Source organism: Verrucomicrobiia bacterium (assembly GCA_035946615.1).
Classification (GTDB): Bacteria; Verrucomicrobiota; Verrucomicrobiia; order Limisphaerales; family UBA8199; genus DASYZB01.
The window spans coordinates 35,314-50,963 of record DASYZB010000047.1 but is presented as its reverse complement, the minus strand read 5'-3'; the positions used below and the strand labels follow the sequence as shown (position 1 = coordinate 50,963).

Annotated in this window: 16 protein-coding genes and 1 tRNA gene; 6 read left to right on the top strand and 11 right to left on the bottom strand. The window is 58.3% G+C overall.

All coding sequences use genetic code 11. The features are described from left to right. Positions 1–298: 298 nt before the first annotated feature. On the bottom strand, positions 299–1,747 hold the full coding sequence (locus tag VG146_07585; protein HEV2392211.1) for an arylsulfatase: 1,449 nt from the start codon (positions 1,745–1,747) through the stop codon (positions 299–301). A gap of 295 nt (positions 1,748–2,042) precedes the next feature. On the opposite strand from VG146_07585, the gene VG146_07580 reads away from it, so the two are divergent. The 3 genes from VG146_07580 to VG146_07570 all read left to right on the top strand — a co-directional run bounded on the left by VG146_07580 (position 2,043) and on the right by VG146_07570 (position 3,754). Then, positions 2,043–2,393: a hypothetical protein gene (locus VG146_07580; protein ID HEV2392210.1), complete on the top strand. Its 351-nt coding sequence runs from the start codon at positions 2,043–2,045 to the stop codon at positions 2,391–2,393. A gap of 85 nt (positions 2,394–2,478) precedes the next feature. Beyond that, positions 2,479–3,141, top strand: coding sequence for a uracil-DNA glycosylase family protein (locus tag VG146_07575; GenBank protein HEV2392209.1), 663 nt, complete (start codon positions 2,479–2,481; stop codon positions 3,139–3,141). 166 nt (positions 3,142–3,307) lie between these two features. After that, complete coding sequence (locus VG146_07570; GenBank protein HEV2392208.1) at positions 3,308–3,754, top strand: hypothetical protein; 447 nt, start codon at positions 3,308–3,310, stop codon at positions 3,752–3,754. 104 nt (positions 3,755–3,858) lie between these two features. Here the strand turns inward: VG146_07570 and VG146_07565 are convergent, their stop codons facing one another. Next, entirely contained in the window at positions 3,859–4,353 is a 495-nt protein-coding gene (locus VG146_07565) for a hypothetical protein (protein ID HEV2392207.1), read from the bottom strand. A 210-nt stretch (positions 4,354–4,563) separates the two neighbouring features. Next, a complete protein-coding gene (locus VG146_07560) occupies positions 4,564–4,734 on the bottom strand; it encodes a hypothetical protein (GenBank protein ID HEV2392206.1) in 171 nt (56 codons plus the stop codon). Positions 4,735–4,870: 136 nt separating this feature from the next. Here VG146_07560 and VG146_07555 point away from each other — a divergent pair, with 136 nt between their 5' ends. Then, positions 4,871–6,385, top strand: coding sequence for a choice-of-anchor tandem repeat GloVer-containing protein (locus VG146_07555; protein HEV2392205.1), 1,515 nt, complete (start codon positions 4,871–4,873; stop codon positions 6,383–6,385). A gap of 5 nt (positions 6,386–6,390) precedes the next feature. Here the strand turns inward: VG146_07555 and VG146_07550 are convergent. The 5 genes from VG146_07550 to VG146_07530 all read right to left on the bottom strand — a co-directional run bounded on the left by VG146_07550 (position 6,391) and on the right by VG146_07530 (position 10,460). Next, a tRNA-Asp gene (locus VG146_07550) sits at positions 6,391–6,467 on the bottom strand. A 343-nt stretch (positions 6,468–6,810) separates the two neighbouring features. Continuing rightward, complete coding sequence (locus tag VG146_07545; GenBank protein HEV2392204.1) at positions 6,811–7,650, bottom strand: prepilin-type N-terminal cleavage/methylation domain-containing protein; 840 nt, start codon at positions 7,648–7,650, stop codon at positions 6,811–6,813. 21 nt (positions 7,651–7,671) lie between these two features. Beyond that, entirely contained in the window at positions 7,672–8,517 is an 846-nt protein-coding gene (locus tag VG146_07540; protein ID HEV2392203.1) for an SDR family oxidoreductase, read from the bottom strand. 17 nt (positions 8,518–8,534) lie between these two features. Further along, positions 8,535–9,428, bottom strand: coding sequence for a carbon-nitrogen hydrolase (locus VG146_07535; protein HEV2392202.1), 894 nt, complete (start codon positions 9,426–9,428; stop codon positions 8,535–8,537). Between the two features lie 24 nt (positions 9,429–9,452). Beyond that, positions 9,453–10,460, bottom strand: a complete 1,008-nt coding sequence (locus VG146_07530; GenBank protein ID HEV2392201.1) for a serine/threonine-protein kinase — start codon at positions 10,458–10,460, stop codon at positions 9,453–9,455. Between the two features lie 195 nt (positions 10,461–10,655). On the opposite strand from VG146_07530, the gene VG146_07525 reads away from it, so the two are divergent. Together VG146_07525 and VG146_07520 are read left to right on the top strand one after the other, a co-directional pair. Then, on the top strand, positions 10,656–10,952 hold the full coding sequence (locus VG146_07525; GenBank protein HEV2392200.1) for an HU family DNA-binding protein: 297 nt from the start codon (positions 10,656–10,658) through the stop codon (positions 10,950–10,952). Between the two features lie 57 nt (positions 10,953–11,009). After that, complete coding sequence (locus VG146_07520; protein ID HEV2392199.1) at positions 11,010–11,996, top strand: 2-dehydropantoate 2-reductase; 987 nt, start codon at positions 11,010–11,012, stop codon at positions 11,994–11,996. Positions 11,997–12,128: 132 nt separating this feature from the next. On the opposite strand, the gene VG146_07515 is transcribed toward VG146_07520, so the two are convergent. The 3 genes from VG146_07515 to VG146_07505 form a co-directional block, all read right to left on the bottom strand. Further along, entirely contained in the window at positions 12,129–12,638 is a 510-nt protein-coding gene (locus tag VG146_07515) for a GDP-mannose mannosyl hydrolase (protein ID HEV2392198.1), read from the bottom strand. Positions 12,639–12,647: 9 nt separating this feature from the next. Continuing rightward, positions 12,648–13,403 (bottom strand): acyl-ACP thioesterase domain-containing protein, encoded by a 756-nt coding sequence (locus VG146_07510; GenBank protein HEV2392197.1) that lies wholly within the window; start codon positions 13,401–13,403, stop codon positions 12,648–12,650. Positions 13,404–13,612: 209 nt separating this feature from the next. Then, the gene (locus VG146_07505; protein HEV2392196.1) at positions 13,613–15,487 is read right to left on the bottom strand and encodes a beta-L-arabinofuranosidase domain-containing protein; all 1,875 of its coding nucleotides are present in this window, start codon (positions 15,485–15,487) and stop codon (positions 13,613–13,615) included. Positions 15,488–15,650: the final 163 nt, after the last annotated feature.

Here is a 15,650-nt window from a genome sequence, read left to right as displayed (position 1 = left end):
CCGGCACGACGGCAGAGGGCATCAACCAGCACTTGGCCGCCATGGGCAGTGGCCTGGTCGGAGTTGGTCAGTTGGAGGTGGAGTTTGGTTTTTCGCTTGGTGAATGCGGGCATGGCTATACATCACCATAATGGTGATGTTGTGTCAACAGATTTTTCACCTACCTGTGCATTTTTCCTCACCTGGCTAAGGATCGGTGGAACACGGAACTTCATGACCTAAGGATAGCTGTTGCAGCCATCTTCCGCAACCGAGGAACCGCAGCCGCGCCCTGAAAACGATGAAAGGTGAAAACCCTTCATCCTTTCCGCGCCGTGGGTTTCTGGATCGGCCACTGGTCGGAATCAGTGTGCGCGCTCTTTAGATACTGCTCGAATTTCGCGACGATCTCCGGGTGCTGGGCTGCGACATTCTTTTTTTCGCCCAGGTCGGTCCTGAGATTATACAGTTCCAACGGCGCATCGGCTTGGGTGCGCACGGCCTTCCAGTCGCCCATACGCGCTGCCTGCTGGAAACCCCGTTCGTGGAATTCCCAATAAAGGAAGGCGTGCTGGTTGGTTTGGGTCTGGCCCAGCAGTGCTGGAAGCATCGAGATGCCATCGATGTTCTGGGGCGGACGGGTCCCGGCGATTGCGGCGGCTGTGGGCAGGAAATCCCAGAACGCCCAAACCTGGTCGCTGACCCGGCCCGGCTTAATTCGACCGGGCCATCGGACAACTAAGGGCACGCGAATGCCTCCTTCATAGAGGTCCCGCTTGATGCCGCGCAGCGGGCCGGCGCTTTGGAAGAAGGCCGGATCAACTCCGCCTTCCTTGTGCGGCCCGTTATCACTGGTGAAAAGGATAATCGTCTGGTCATCCAACTTGAGCTCTTTGAGCTTATCCACAAGCCGGCCCACATCGCGGTCCAATCGGGTGATCATCGCCGCCTTGTCCTTTTCGGGCTCCGGCCAGGGCTCGGCGGAATAGGGTGCATCGCTGGGGACCTGCATGCCGTTGCCTGTGCGGCGGGCTTCTTCATTGTTCGCATGCGGAATGGTGTAGGCCAAATACAGGAAGAAAGGCCGGTGCTGATTGAAAGCGTCGGGCTGATTGATTCGGATGAAATTGAGGGCGGCTTTTGTGAAAAGGTCGTGGATATAAAGCCCCTTTTTGCCGGCCTGGTTTTCCGGCAGCGGCTCCAGGCCGTCGAAACCCGTGTGCGAATCATAGCGCCAAAGGTGATCGGTGTAATAATCGTGCGCATGGACCTGGTCGAGATAACCGGCGAACTCATCGAAACCCTGTTTCTGCGGAACCCCGCTGGTATTTTCATTGCCCAGACCCCATTTGCCAATCAGACCGGTATGATAGCCGGCGCCTTTGAGGAGCTGCGCCACCGTTATGGCGTCGGGTGGCAGGGGGACAGTCGCGTTGCCGCGGATAACGGCATGGCCGGTGTGAAAGCCGGTCATTAACGCGCACCGCGAGGGGGCGCAAACGGTGCTGCCGGCATAAAAATCAGTAAACCGCGCGCCCTCGGCGCCCAGTTTATCTATATTTGGGGTTTTGATTTTCGTTTGGCCGTAGCACCCCAAATCCCCATAGCCCAGGTCGTCAGCCAGAATCAGGATGATGTTGGGCCGGCGCGGCGCTGGGGGCCTGATGGAAAAGAAATTGGTGCGGGCCGGCGCGGCCAGCAGGCACTGGGTTGCCGCCAGGCAGAACAGGAAAAACAATCGAAGCCAGACACAAACAAGATTGCTCATTATCGCTTGCATTCTGGACAAGACCGGCCCAGCCGTCCAACCAATTTCAGCATTATTTGGCTTTGCATTTAGGCCGCAGAAGGGCAATTTGGGAATGAAGATGGGTCCCGAATCAGAATTCAATCCCGGCGCGGCTGCGCAGCCGCGTGCCGAACCTGGTCAAAGTCCTCCACGTGGCCGTCGTCCGGGCCGTGGCCACAGAGGGCGCGGTCCTCGCCGCAAGCCACATCAACCATCAGCCCAGCACGCCGAGCCAATGCCCGTCGAGGAAATCGCTGCGCGTGAATCCGAACCTATGGAGGCATCTGTTCCTGCCAGCCAAGTCCCTATCGAGCCGGTGACAACCGAGTCAGAGCCGCTCGCGGCTGAGCCGATGGAAGCCAGGATTTCCGACGAGCCGGTTCGGCCAGCACGGGCTGCCGGCTCTGGCCCGCCGCCAACGGTCCAGCAGGCCATCGATGAGGTCAACCAAGTCGTCCACAACCTCCGGGAGGCCTTGGAAGAAATGGAGGAGGTGCTCGAGATGCTCGAAAGTCTCGAACGCCAAACCGGGGCCGACGAACGCGAAATAGAAACACTCCGGCGCGCCGTGCGCCAACTGCAGCGCCCGCGCGAGGGCGGCCAACACTCGCACCGTGGCCACTGACCCGGACTGGCCGGGGCCGAACGTTTCCCGCACCAGCGCGCGCCTCCTGGAAACGGCAAAGCGCCTGAGACGCGCGTTGGAGAGGATGACTTTTGCGCCGCCCATAGCCTGCGTTTATAACCCGCTCACCTACGCCTGGGCGCCTTACGCCGCTTATATTGGCCGGTTCGCCGCAAGTCCCAAACGAGTTGTTTTCCTGGGCATGAACCCCGGCCCATTCGGCATGGTGCAAACCGGGGTGCCTTTCGGCGAGATCTGCGCCGTACGGGATTGGTTGGGGCTCGAGGAGAAAGTCCTGCGCCCAGCCATCGAGCATCCTCGGCGGCCAGTGAAAGGTTTTGCCTGCGCGCGCTCGGAGGTTAGCGGGCGCCGGTTGTGGAGCCTTTTTGCCGAACGATTCGGGCAACCCGAACGGTTCTTTCCCGAGCATCTCATTCTGAACTATTGCCCCTTGGCCTTCATTGAGGTCAGCGGACGCAATCGCACACCCGATAAGCTACCGGCTGCCGAGAGGGCCTCGCTCTTTGCGGCTTGCGACAAGGCGCTGCGCGCCTCGGTCGAGGCCCTGCAACCCGAGTGGCTCATTGGAGTGGGTGATTTCGCCTGGCGGCGGGCCCAAACTGCCTTTCCCCAAGGCCCTCCCAAGTTGGGGCGCATCCTCCATCCCAGCCCGGCCAGTCCAGCCGCCAACCGGGACTGGGCCGCCGTGGCAACCCGGCAACTCATCGAGTTAGGGGTGTGGGAGTAGCTGGGTTCGGGCGAAGCGGTTGATCGTCGAGCGCGTCCCGTATCGGCGAATACAACCCGAGTTCCTGAAGCTGCCAGCCGCGGCTCTGGCGAGTACGACCGCGCCGAGCACAACGGGGACCAACGCAAGTACCCGCAACCTTACCCGATGGTTCGCTCAGGGATGCATGCCGCCGCTCTCAGCAAGGCAGCCACGGTTAGCCAGCACCGCCTCGGATTCACAACTCGACGAGGTTGCATCGCGCTCAGATCGGCCGGGCGTCGTCTGGGACTATTTTTTGGTCTATGACTGGCCTGGGTTCCAATTCTCCTGCTACTACACCTATTTGGTGGATGGGCCCTGCCATTTAGCAAACGCGGATTTTGATCCGGGCACGGCGGTCAAGTTTTCTCCTGGGGCTTCGCTCTTCATTGACGGACCCCTGTACTGCCATGACCAGTCTTCGGGCGGTCAGGATGTGAATTTGGGAGACAGATCCTTACTTACCTCGGCAAATGATGATTCGGTTGGCGAGGTCATTGATGGCAGCAACGGCCAACCATTCTGGGGTGATTCGGGCCGGCATTGGACGTGCGCCCCGAGTATCTCGACATGGCGCAGCATTATATCGTGAACTGGTATGGCGACCCCGGCATCGTGTCGAGCACTTACGCGGTAACGGTAGCCGCGAGCGGCCCCCAGGCGACCAAGGGCCGAGATTCGGCAGCCTTCACGAGCTCACGCGCGGACGGTGACTGGAGCCGCCGGTGACAGTCCAGTTTGCGGTGCTGAGGCTTGGAAGGCTTCGCCGCCGTCAAATACTCGATGGCTGGTTGGCAACGTTGGAACCTGAGGCTTGCCCAAGCGCGACTCCAGGAGTCCGTTGACCAACTGGAGGCATTCCTTGCGCAATCGGTTCAGCTTCAGGCGATAGACCGTCAAAAGACCCGCGAAGCCGGCTAAACAAATCAGCGATGCCAGCCCAAGCACGCAAAGAAGCCTCAGGCCAAGCCCAAACCCGCTGTACGGAAAACCCTCCTGCAAAATTTCCGCATAGAAAACGCCAGCTATCGCCAGCAGGGGGAACGGGGCCATCACGTACGCCACGCGTTGCACGCAACGCTGGTCACGCTGAACCTGTGCAATGCTTGTCTCCAGTTTACGGCGCTCCTCACCGTCGTCATACAGAATGATGCGCCTCAAAAAGGCCGTTTCTGTTTGGTGCGTGCTCATAAAGCTTGAACCTTTCTCAATAATGTCGGTTTGCTGAACCGGTCGATTGAACCGAATCGATTTTCTCTCTCGACGCCGCAGCGGTCCAATACCTTCTTGGAATTGCGACGATAGGACAGTGATTCCTTCCGTGGATACTGGTATGTCACTGAATAAAAGTGTGCGTCAGTTGCGTGATTCCGTCTAATCGGGGAACTCCCCGATGTTCTGCTATCCGCCCAAAGCGTTGATGTGCATCTGGAAGTTGCGCTGCCGCGACGCCAGCGTTGACCCGGCACTCGTCGATGGCCAGCGCCCGCCTTCGGAGCCGGGGCCGACCAGCGGGATGGCCACGAGCACGGCGTCAGCCGCCTTCGTCTCGACCGGTTCTCTCTCGGCCAAGCTTCCTCCGTATTAAGAACGCAGCCCTGAATGCAACCGCCGATTCGCAGCCCAGGCTGTGCGACAGAACGCGCTGTTCGACGAAAAAGGACTTGTGGAAGTAGAATTTTTCGTAAGGTCCGAAAATGCTCAACCCATGAAAACCACATCGAGCGCCCGTTCGGCTGTGTTGTTTTTTCTCGGCTGCATACTGGCAAGCCAGGTAACAACGGAGGCGCAAAGCTTTAAGGCCCTTTACAGTTTCCCGACTTCCTTTCCGCCGGGTGGCTTTGCCCGACCGCTCTACACAGGGAACTGTCTGTATGGACCGGGCGGTGCTGGGATTTTTCGAATCAATTCCGACGGGACCGGCTACATAATAATCAAGACCTTTCCGCCCACGGTTTACAACGGTACGAGTGCCAACACCAACTCAGACGGCGCGACTCTGCTCGGCGGCGTTATTGTAGATGGCGATACGCTTTACGGCACGGCATCGCAGGGCGGGCTATACGGCCTGGGCAGTTTGTTTTCTTTGAAGACAAACGGGCTGAGTTTCAATGCATTCAAACAGTTCTCTGGTCCCGACGGCAAAGCGCCGTATGGGGAATTGCTCCTGGTGAGCAACATCCTTTACGGCACTACGGCGGCAGGTGGTGATTTCGGCAAGGGCACGGTTTTCCAAGTCAATACCGATGGCTCGGGCTTCGGCGTGCTGCACAGCTTTGGCGGCGGTGATGGACTGCTGCCGGTTGGCGGGCTGACCCTCTCCGGTGGTGTGCTTTACGGAACAACCGTCGGGGGAGGGTCCGGGAGTAATGGCACGGTTTTTTCGATTAGTCTGGATGGAAGCGGCTTCACAACGGTGAAAAACTTTAGCGGTGCGGACGGAGCCAGTCCCCGATACCACTTGGTTGGCTCCGGGGGGTGGATTTACGGCACGGCCGATGGAGGCAACTCGGGCGGCATGGTTTACGAACTCAGCACCGATGGCACCCAGTATAATATTTTGAAAACGTTCTCACCCCTCGACCCCGTATCGGGAACGAACACCGACGGTTACTATACGCAATCCGGTTTGGAATCTTGCGGCGGCGCGTTATTTGGCAGCACGCGCGTGGGGGGGTACTACGGCAGCGGCGTTCTGTTCGCATTGCGGATGGACGGCTGCGGGTACACCGTGCTGCACCATTTTACCAGGACGAGCAACGGTACAGAATTCTTCATCAACAGCGATGGAGCCGAGCCGGGTCCCTTGACGCTGTATGGCGGAACATTATACGGGACGCCCTACAAGGGCGGGAACGCAGGCGCAGGCGCGCTCACCGCTCTGAACATCGCACCGCGGATTGACGTCGCTGGAAACGGAATGGGACCCAGTGGTTTTGAATTTGATGTTGCGGGGTATTCCAACGAAGTGGTCAGTGTCGAGGCTTGCACGGATTTGGCAATGTCGGTTTGGCAATCGCTGTGGACAAATACCATCGGTGTCGGCCCATTTCACTTCGCAGATACGGTCCACGACCAGGGCGACAGTCCAGGTGAACCTCACTGCGCCGAGCGCCAGCGCGTGCGCCACCGGGAAAAGGCCACGTTCCAGGCGTTCATATCTTGGAAAATTAGGACGGCTGTTAGGACGAAGACCAGCAAAATCGTTAAATTGTGCCGGTAAAACAGTGGCGGGAGCGGCGGGGCTCGAACCCGTAACCTCTGCCGTGACAGGGCAGCGCTCTAACCAATTGAGCTACGCCCCCGCTTAGGGCAGCAGAACGTAAGGAACCTTTCCCCAGCCGTCAAGCAGAACCCAAGTCCGGGCAGCAGACGCCAAGGAGGTGGGGGTGGGGAACCCCGCTGAAGAAACGTACTGCCACCCGAACTTAATTTATTCTAAGGCACGCTTCGGGCGTTTGTCAACTGGTTATTGGGCTCGTTCAGGCCGCTCGCCAGGGCCAATCAAACTTTTGTAGGAGACCACGTGAGGAGTCTCTAATCAAAATGAGTTTCTGCCGACCGCCTTTGCTTTACCCGGAAGTTGCTGATCAGAGACTCCTTACGTCGTCTCATACATTTATATCTTCGCTTCATCCAGCCTGAGCCTTACTTCCTGATGGTGGCATGTTGCTGCAGCCATAAAAGGTCCCCATTATTCGGGTCCACGAAAGTGAAGTGCGCCCCATCGGCGTTGCCGCCGTCGCGCGCTGCTTTCATAGTCGCGGGGTCGAGCCAGCGACGGACCTCCGCATGTCCGTCGGCAAAAGCAACCACACCGGAGTTGTCGTGCTCGATCGTGGGCCGATGCCAAAACCATCCTGAGTTTCCCATAAAGAGCACAAATGCTGAGAAGCAAATGTTCTCCGGTGAAGTATCGACAAAGCTGTAAATGCGGCTTGGGCCGGCTGCGGCCAGATCGGAGGCTTTATTAAACGCCTGGCATGAGGGGCTCAATAGCGCGTTATCGGAGGGATAGCTCCAGGCCAGGTAACCGTTCAGGGCGTAATTGCGCGTTCGCGGAATGTTCTGGCCGCCTATCGAGATTGTCGTTCGGTCCGCGGGACATTTATAGACATCCTTTGTATGGAGGTACTGTGCGAATGCCGCATATTTGGGATCGAGCAGGTAACTGGTGTTGGTGAACGCCTCGGGATGGATGTGTTCATCGCCCACGGCCCAGAGTCTGGGGGCATTCGGATCATTCTCGCTCCCGTATCCGTTTGGAACCAGGACCTGCTGATTGTCATCCGCATAAAGCTCCCAAGTAACGGCTAATTGGCGCAGGTTGCTCAAACACCGGGTCCGATAAGCCTTTGATTTGGCCCGCGAGAGCGACGGCAGGAGCAACGCCGCCAGTATGGCGATGATCGCAATGACAACCAGAAGCTCGATGAGCGTAAAGGCTTTGAATTGCGGCCGATTCACATCATTGGATACTATGCTCATGCCGGTCAATTTCGAGCAATTTCAGGGCCGACGTTGAGCCCAGTCGCTGAATTTCGGCAGTGCAAATGAGAGCAGGTGTTGGGCCTTGGCGCAGTTTAGAGAGGTGTCCGGTGGGCGCGGTGCGCCAGAGTATTCACTCAGAGAAGCGGATTGGATTCTGGGCTCCAACTCTGGCCAACAGGCGGCAATGATTTCGCCGATTCGCCAGCGTGAAAGCCGTTCCGCTCCAGCCACGTGGAACAGCCCAGCCTGGCCCTGAGTCGCAAGTTCCCAAACCGCGCGGGCTGTTGTCTCGGCCGGAATCGGGCAGCGGAATTCATCGGTGAACAGGCGCAGGGTGCGGCCTTGTTTCCAGGCGCGGCACATCTGCTCGTCGAATCCGCGATCGCCAGTGGGCGAGGCGCCGCAGTTCAGGGACGTGCGTATAACGGTGTGCCGCGGGTTCGAGAGTACGATTTTTTCGGCGGCAACTTTAGTCTCCGCATAGACGCTCAGCGGGTTGACCGCTGAAGCTTCATCGTAATTGCCGGCGCACCCGTCGAAGACTAAATCCGAGGAGAAAAAGACGAATGGGATATTGGCCGCCAACTCGGCCAGGAACGCCGTGGCATCGACGTTCAGGCGCCGGGCCGAGACAGGATCGGCTTCGCACTCCGGACTTCTGCTCAAAGCGGCGCAATGGATGACAAGCTGCGGGGCGTGCTGGTTACAGAATCGGCGGACAGCCGGGAAATCGGTCAAATCGAGTTGGGCGCGAGTAAGGCCCAGGACAGAGTGTGCAGCTTGGCCTGCAGTGCGGACCAGCCAACTGCCAATCAGGCCCCCGGCGCCGGTGATCCAAATGGGTTCCGCGTTGGTCTGAATCACAAAGCAAAACGAGGCCGCTAGTCGATCATGCGCCGGGGCAAGTCGCCATAGGCGTCAATGCGCCGGTCCCGCAGGAAGGGCCAATGCGTGCGGGTGACTTCCACCCGCGCCAAGTCAACTGGGCAAATCAATTCCTCCTCGTTCACGGCGCCGGCGCGCGCCAGGAGTTCCCCCGAAGTGCCGGCCACAAAGCTTTGGCCCCAAAACTCGAGGCCCTCCCCAGCGAGCCTCTCGTGGCCCACCCGGTTGGTGGCCGCCACGTAGCAGCCGTTGGCAATGGCATGACCGCGCTGGATGGTTTCCCAGGCGCTGTGCTGCCGCTCGCCTTCGGCGGCCTTTTCCGCTGGATGCCAGCCAATGGCTGTCGGGTAAAAAAGAATTTCGGCGCCTTGGAGCGCTGTCAGGCGCGCGGCCTCGGGATACCATTGGTCCCAGCAAATCAAAACCCCAATCCGGCCATAACGCGTCTGCCACGCCCTGAACCCCAAGTCACCCGGAGTGAAATAGAATTTCTCAAAATACAGCGGGTCATCCGGGATGTGCATCTTGCGGTAAAGCCCCAGCAACGAGCCGTCCGCATCGATTACCGCTGCGCTGTTGTGATAAAGCCCTGCAGCTCGTTTTTCAAAAATGGAAGCAATAACGACCACCTCCTTGCTCCGGGCGAGTTTTTGAAAAGCCCGGATAGTTGGGCCCGGCACTGGTTCTGCCAGCTCAAAGTATTTGTGGTCTTCAACCTGGCAAAAGTATTGGGACCGGAACAACTCCTGGGTGCAAATGATTTGAGCGCCCTGGCTGGCCGCCCGGCTGGCGGCGGAAAGGGTCTTCTTCAGATTCGCTTCCGGCTCAGGGGAGCAGGAGGTTTGGAGCAACCCGATCTTGATCAGGGTCTTTGGAGTGGAGGGGCGCATGACCCTTGGAACACAAATGCCACTCTATTGCTGAATGTAAGGGTGGGCGGCTTCAAGCAACGCCGTGGTGCCATGCACTGGGGAAAGTGCTGCCGGGGGCGCCGTTTGCGCAAAGAGTTCGCGCATGAATTTGCCCATCGTCTCATTGGTTGGTCCGTAACCGGAGTGGTAAATGTAATGCTCCAAATCATAAAGCAACTCGTCGGCGTTGGGGTAGCGCTTGTCAAGGTCGCGGACCAGGGCGCGGTGGAGGATTTCATTGAGGCGCTGGTCGATTCGGGAATCCAGGGCGCGGAAATCCGGGACGGCCATATTGATCATCCGTTGCCTGGATTCCTCGGCAGAAGGGCCTTTGAAAATGTTCTTGCCCAGAAGCAGGTGCGCCAGCACCACGCCCGCCGAGAAGAGGTCCGACCGCTTGTCGGTGATTTGGAAATTGGCCTGCTCGGGGCTCATATAATCGGCTTTGCCGGCGACTACCTCGCCCTCGTTATCCACCAGGAACCCTTTGGCTTTGGCGATGCCAAAATCGGTCAGCTTTACGTCGCCTTCGAAAGCGATCATGATGTTCTTGAAACTCACATCGCGGTGAACGATCCCCAATGGCCGCCCGTCTTTATCTGTCTTTGCATGGGCGTAAGCCAGCCCGCGCGCCACGCGGCTGACGATGAACACGGCCAGTTCCTTGGGCAGAACACGCTTTGCATCGAGGAGCTGCTGCGAGAATTGCTCGAGGTTGGCCCCGCGAATCAGTTCCATCGCGATGAAATAAAGGCCCTGCGTCTCACCCAGGTGATAGGTCTGGACGATGTTGGTATGAATCAGGTCCGCGACCAATTTGGCCTCGCCGATAAAGTTTTCGATGAATTGACTCTGGTTGGCGTAGTTTTGCCGGATGACTTTGATCGCGATGCGTTTGACAAAGCCCCGGGCGCCCAGTTGCTCAGCTTCATACACGATACCCATGCCGCCTTCGTACAACTTGCGAACGATCTCGTATCGAAACTCGTTTTGAATCGTGAAGAGAACCACCGGATGATGGTGAAGAAACCGTATTTGAAGTCAAGCCCTGGCATCGGGCGTATCGAGCGCCGCGCAAAAAGATGCGAGTTTTCGCTGAAAAATTGTTATTTTCTGCTTGCGCCACTTCGGTGAAAGAGTTTAATCGAGCCAAGTCGAATGACTTTTTGATTAAACCAAACAACAACAAAACACACTAAACAGACTATGGCAAAAGCAATGTCGAAATCACAAATCGCCGCCACGGTTGCTGAGAAGGTCGGCATCACGAAGAAGCAGGCCGCTCAAGCCCTGGACACGGTCGCCGAACTGGCCTATAAGCAGGCCAAGAACACCTTTACAGTGCCGGGCCTTGGCAAGCTGGTCCTGGTGAATCGTCCCGCTCGTGAGATGACTATGCAGTTCGGCCCCAACAAGGGGCAATCGATCAAAATTCCTGCCAAACGCGTCGTGAAGTTCCGCGTAGCCAAAGCCGCCAAAGACGCCATCCTGGGTGCCAAGTAAGAAACCCCTTTTCGGAACAGGCACTCTGAGGAGTTCAGGGTGCCTTTTTGTTTGGGAATGAAGGTGGCAGTCGTCGGCTGCGGGGCGATTGGGAGCTTTTACGGGGCCAAACTTGCCCACGCCGGGCATGAAGTTCATTTCCTGCTGCGTTCGGACTATGAAGTCGTCCGGCGGCAGGGCGTTTTCATTCGCAGTCCGCAGGGCGATTTTCGCGTGCGGCCCCACTGCGCGAAGGAACCCGAAGAGGTTGGGCCGGGGGACATGGTCCTCATTGGGCTGAAGACGACGGCCAACGACCAGTTCGGACGGCTGCTGCCGCCGCTGGCGGGCCCGGACACAGCCGTGCTGACGTTGCAAAACGGATTGGGAAACGAAGAGCAACTCGCCCAATTCTTTCCACCCGCGCAGATTCTCGGTGGGCTTTGTTTTGTTTGCCTGAACCGGTTGGAACCGGGCTTGATTCATCATATCGCTCATGGCCAGGTCGTTTTGGGCGAATTCCAGGGACCACCCCAAAAGCGCGCGCAGGACGCTGCCAGGATGTTTCAGGCTGCGGGCGTTCAGTGCGCTCTCAGCGACAATCTCGCCCGGACGCATTGGGAGAAACTGACCTGGAACATCCCTTTCAACGGGTTGGGCGTGGCCGGAGGAGCGGGACTTGAGGCGATCCTGAGCGGCGAATGGAACTCAACTGTTCCAGCGGCCAGGCCAAAAACCGTCTCGACGGACCAACTGCTGGCGGACCCGCGATGGACGGCACTGGTTCGCGAGTTGATGTTCGAAATCATTCGCGCGGCAGGCGCTCTGGGTTTCGACATTCCCGATTCAATGCCCGACAAACACATCGAGCGCACACGCGCGATGGGGGCTTACAAGGCCTCGACTCTGCTCGATTTCGAACGCGGACAACCGATGGAGCTGGAGAGCCTGTTTTTTGAGCCCTTGCAGCAAGCCCGAAAGGCCGGCGTAGCCGTTCCGCGGCTGGAGTCCCTGTGCCGGCTGCTGGCGAAGCTCGACTCCGCCCCTCGCGCCATCTCTGGCTAAGCTAGAGCAACCCCACGAGTCGCTCTTTTTCTTACTCTTGCTCTTGCGCTTACTCTTAGTCCTCCCCCGATTCCGAGATTGGAACCAGGCGAGGGGCGTGGGGCCCCGGCGCGTGAGAGCGTGCACAGACGCTCAACTAAAATACGCCTTGGTATTGGCGTGCACCTTCGGGGTTGCCAGCAGTTCCTGCGGTGTCATCCATCGATATTCTCCGTGTTGGTCTTTGGGCAACGCGCTCAAGTCCACGGCTAAAGAGAGTTGGTAGGCCAGCACGATATAATGCGTGCCGAAGCCGGGTTTTTCGAACCGGTTTGCGGGATACATGTGCTCGTAAACGCCCAGGAAACGGGCCTGTTCGATCGGCAGTTCGACGCCGAGTTCCTCGCGCGTAATGCGTCTGAAGGCCGCAGCACGGCTTTCATTTTTTGTTATCCGGCTGCCAGGCACGAAGAACGTGTCCCTGGCCGGTTCATTGACGCGCCGTCCAACCAGGACGCAGCCATCGGATCGCACGACCACTAAATCCATAGCAACCAACGGCGTGAGCCGGACAATATGCTCGAACTCCCAGGACTCGAGCCACTGGCCAGGTCTGGGCTCCACGGATGGTGTTCCGTCTTTTGCAGCTTTGGGTTGCGTCATGACTCTGTTTTAGATTTTTATCCATTTTACCCGGGCGCGACAGACTTCGTCGCCACTTGGTTTGGTTAGAGAATGTGAAAAATGGCCGGGAACAGATTCGTTCGAGCGCATTGAGATTTCGGAGCCGGCCAAAGTCTCGCCCAAATAATTCACCTCACAGAGGCTGGCGAAGTGGGCGGCGTGGAATTCTAAGGAGTATGAATCGAAAATCCAACCGATGTACCTGGCGCTGTTAACGTGGCCATTGAGGTCGATGTCGCTGTAGCGAACGCGGGCCCTCAATACTTCAGAGCCTGCATCGAAAGCGGTCAGCTTGGCCGGATTAGTGTCCAGCACCCTGCGGCCAGAGAGTGTCCCGAGCGCCGAGAGGATTTTGCCGAGGCGCTGAGGTTTTCTGGTGGTGGCATCCAGAACCAGCCAGGCGCTGGTGCCTGCGGCCAGTGGCGCGCCGAGCGGAGTCAGCATCTCAAAATCGCGCAGCGCCAAAACCTGGGTGCTCAGGCGTGGCCAGGTCTTCAGAACAACCGCATCCCCCCAGCGCGGACAGCGTTCGAGCTTTACCAGCAGGCGGGACAAAACCCAAACCTTCTTTTGGCTGAGCAGGTTTTTGAAGCCGACGCCGAGGGCTTCGGCGTGATTCCAAGCTGCTTCCAGGAAATAGCGGCACAGCGCCTCCAATGAGGCGGCGTGTTTAAAATCGACATCGTAAGAATGAACGGTGAAATGCTCAGTCCACACGCCGGGCTCGATTATTTGTCCATTCATGGAACATCAGGCACAATGACGAGGAAAGGTTCCAACCCTTTGTGGGGGAGTTGTAGGAGACGATGTAAGGAGTCTCTGATCATTGTCTGCCAGCCGCCCTTGCTTCATCAAGACGTTGCTAATCAGAGACTCCTTACGTCCTCTCCTACATTTAGCAAGGGCGGCTCGTTGCTTCGACTTTGTCATTGGTCCTGTATGGAAGACCCGGATTAATTGTGTAGTTGGGCCAGCGGCAGCCAGATTTTATACTGCGAACCGGTCTGGCCCGCATCGGCGAAGGAGATCAGCCGAATCCGTGCTGGGCTCCCCCGGTTGAGAGAGCCGCTCTCGCGATGAATTTGCGCATCGACCCGGAAGACTTCCTCATCCGGCCAGAATCTAACGCTCGCAGGGGCGGGTTCCGGTTTGAATCGGAGCCGGGAAAGAGCCGGCCCGGGCAGCGAAATGGAATCCAGCGTCAGGCCAGGTTTGCCGAGCAGCGCCTGGTCCGCCGCCAGGACGAGCGGGCCATAAAGCACTGCGATTTTTCCATCATTCTTATGATCGCCAACAATGACGCGCGGTTCGAGTTTGAGGTCCAGTTCGACCCTGTCCCCTTTTTCCCAAACCCGGTTCAGGGCAGTGTAGCCGTCCACCCCGCGTATGCTTGTGGTCTTGCGTCCGTTAAGGCGAATGCGGGCGTCCTGGCACCAAGCCGGGATGCGTAACTTAAGCGCAAATGCCTTTTTGACGGCCGGCTCGACCTCGATTTGGACCCGCCCATCAGCCGGGTAGCGGGTCTGGACGGCGAGCTGAACAGGCGTGTGGTCTCGCAGGTCGAGCGTTGCGGTTGCGCTGTCATAAAGATTTACGACGATGCCTTGCGCGTCGGTGGTAAAGGCGAAAGTGGGGATGAGAGCGACACCGCGCGGCCCGCTCGATAGGCAGCAATGTCCATCGAGGTTGCTGCTGTATGGTTTTTTGCCTTCCATTTGAACGTAGTATCCCCATGCAGCGCCATCGCAGCGCTGGGCGCCAAAGAGTTGATTGAGAATCACATGTTCGAGCTGCTCGGCAAAGCGGGCTTCGCCCGTCAGGCGCAACAGTTGGGCGTTGAACTGCAGCCAGGTCACCGTGACACACGTTTCGCCAACGTTGCTCACGTTAGGCAGGTCGTAATTGTCATGGAACACCTCGCCGTAACTTGCGGCGCCGGTCAGATAGAGCCGGTTCTGGACGATGTCCTGCCAGGCGTTGAGGCAGGCTTCGAGGATTTGAGGGTCGCCCACGGTTCGGTAATACTCGAGAGCGCCGTTCAAACAGGAGAGCATCTCATAGGCCTTGCCATTCCCGACCTTGTCCACCCTCTTCAGCGTCAGCAGGGTGGAAATGATTTTGGGGCCATTAGGGTGTTCCCATGCGCGGAGGATATATTGGCAAAATTCGAGGTAAGGCCGTTCACCGGTAAAGCGATATAACAGGACAATTGGTTCCAGGACGCTCGTGGGGGCCATGCCAACGTGATGGCCGGCTTTGATAATGTCGCGTTTGCCCGGCGCATCGCCGAACATGTCACAAAGAAGGTCCGCCATACGCCGGCAAGCGGGCAGGGGCCCCAGGTTTCCGGTGTAGCGCATGTAGGTGATGAGTCCGATGAGGTTGTACTTGTGCGCCCAGACATCCCATTCGGTCCAACGGTCCTTGTCCAGGTAAGTGCCCAGGTAACCGTCTTGAAGCTGGCATTTGACTAATTCCGAGGCCACATAATCGAGCTTCTCTCGGAGGGCGGGGTCGCCGGTATAAGCCCAGGCCAGGCTGGCCGCATGAAGCCATTTGCCGACGTGCTCGCCGTCCCAGGCCTGGCGGCCCGGTCGTTTGCGGTAGCCCTCGAGCAGGCGAGCCGGATCGAGCTTTACCAAACGGTTGGCTTCATTGACGTTGATACGCTCACCAACCCAGCCGGTCAGCCGCTCTGCTTGCGGGGATTGGCACTCCTGCCGGTCCGGTCGGACGGGCGCTATATCGTCGGGCAGCGGGAGAGTTTCGGCGCACAACTGCAGCGGGATTGAAATGCTGACACAAGCCAAGAGACGGGTTGTTTTCACTTTAGTCCGTCCGTGCAACATAGGAATGCATAATAGGTTTGCAAGCCGGAAAGCTGGACAGGCTGTCCAGTTGCAGGACACTGCGGAAGGACGAGCTGCGCGAGGCCTCATCTTCCCTGCAAGCCCTTCACAAAGGCGGACTTTGGACCTCGCCGCGGGTCCT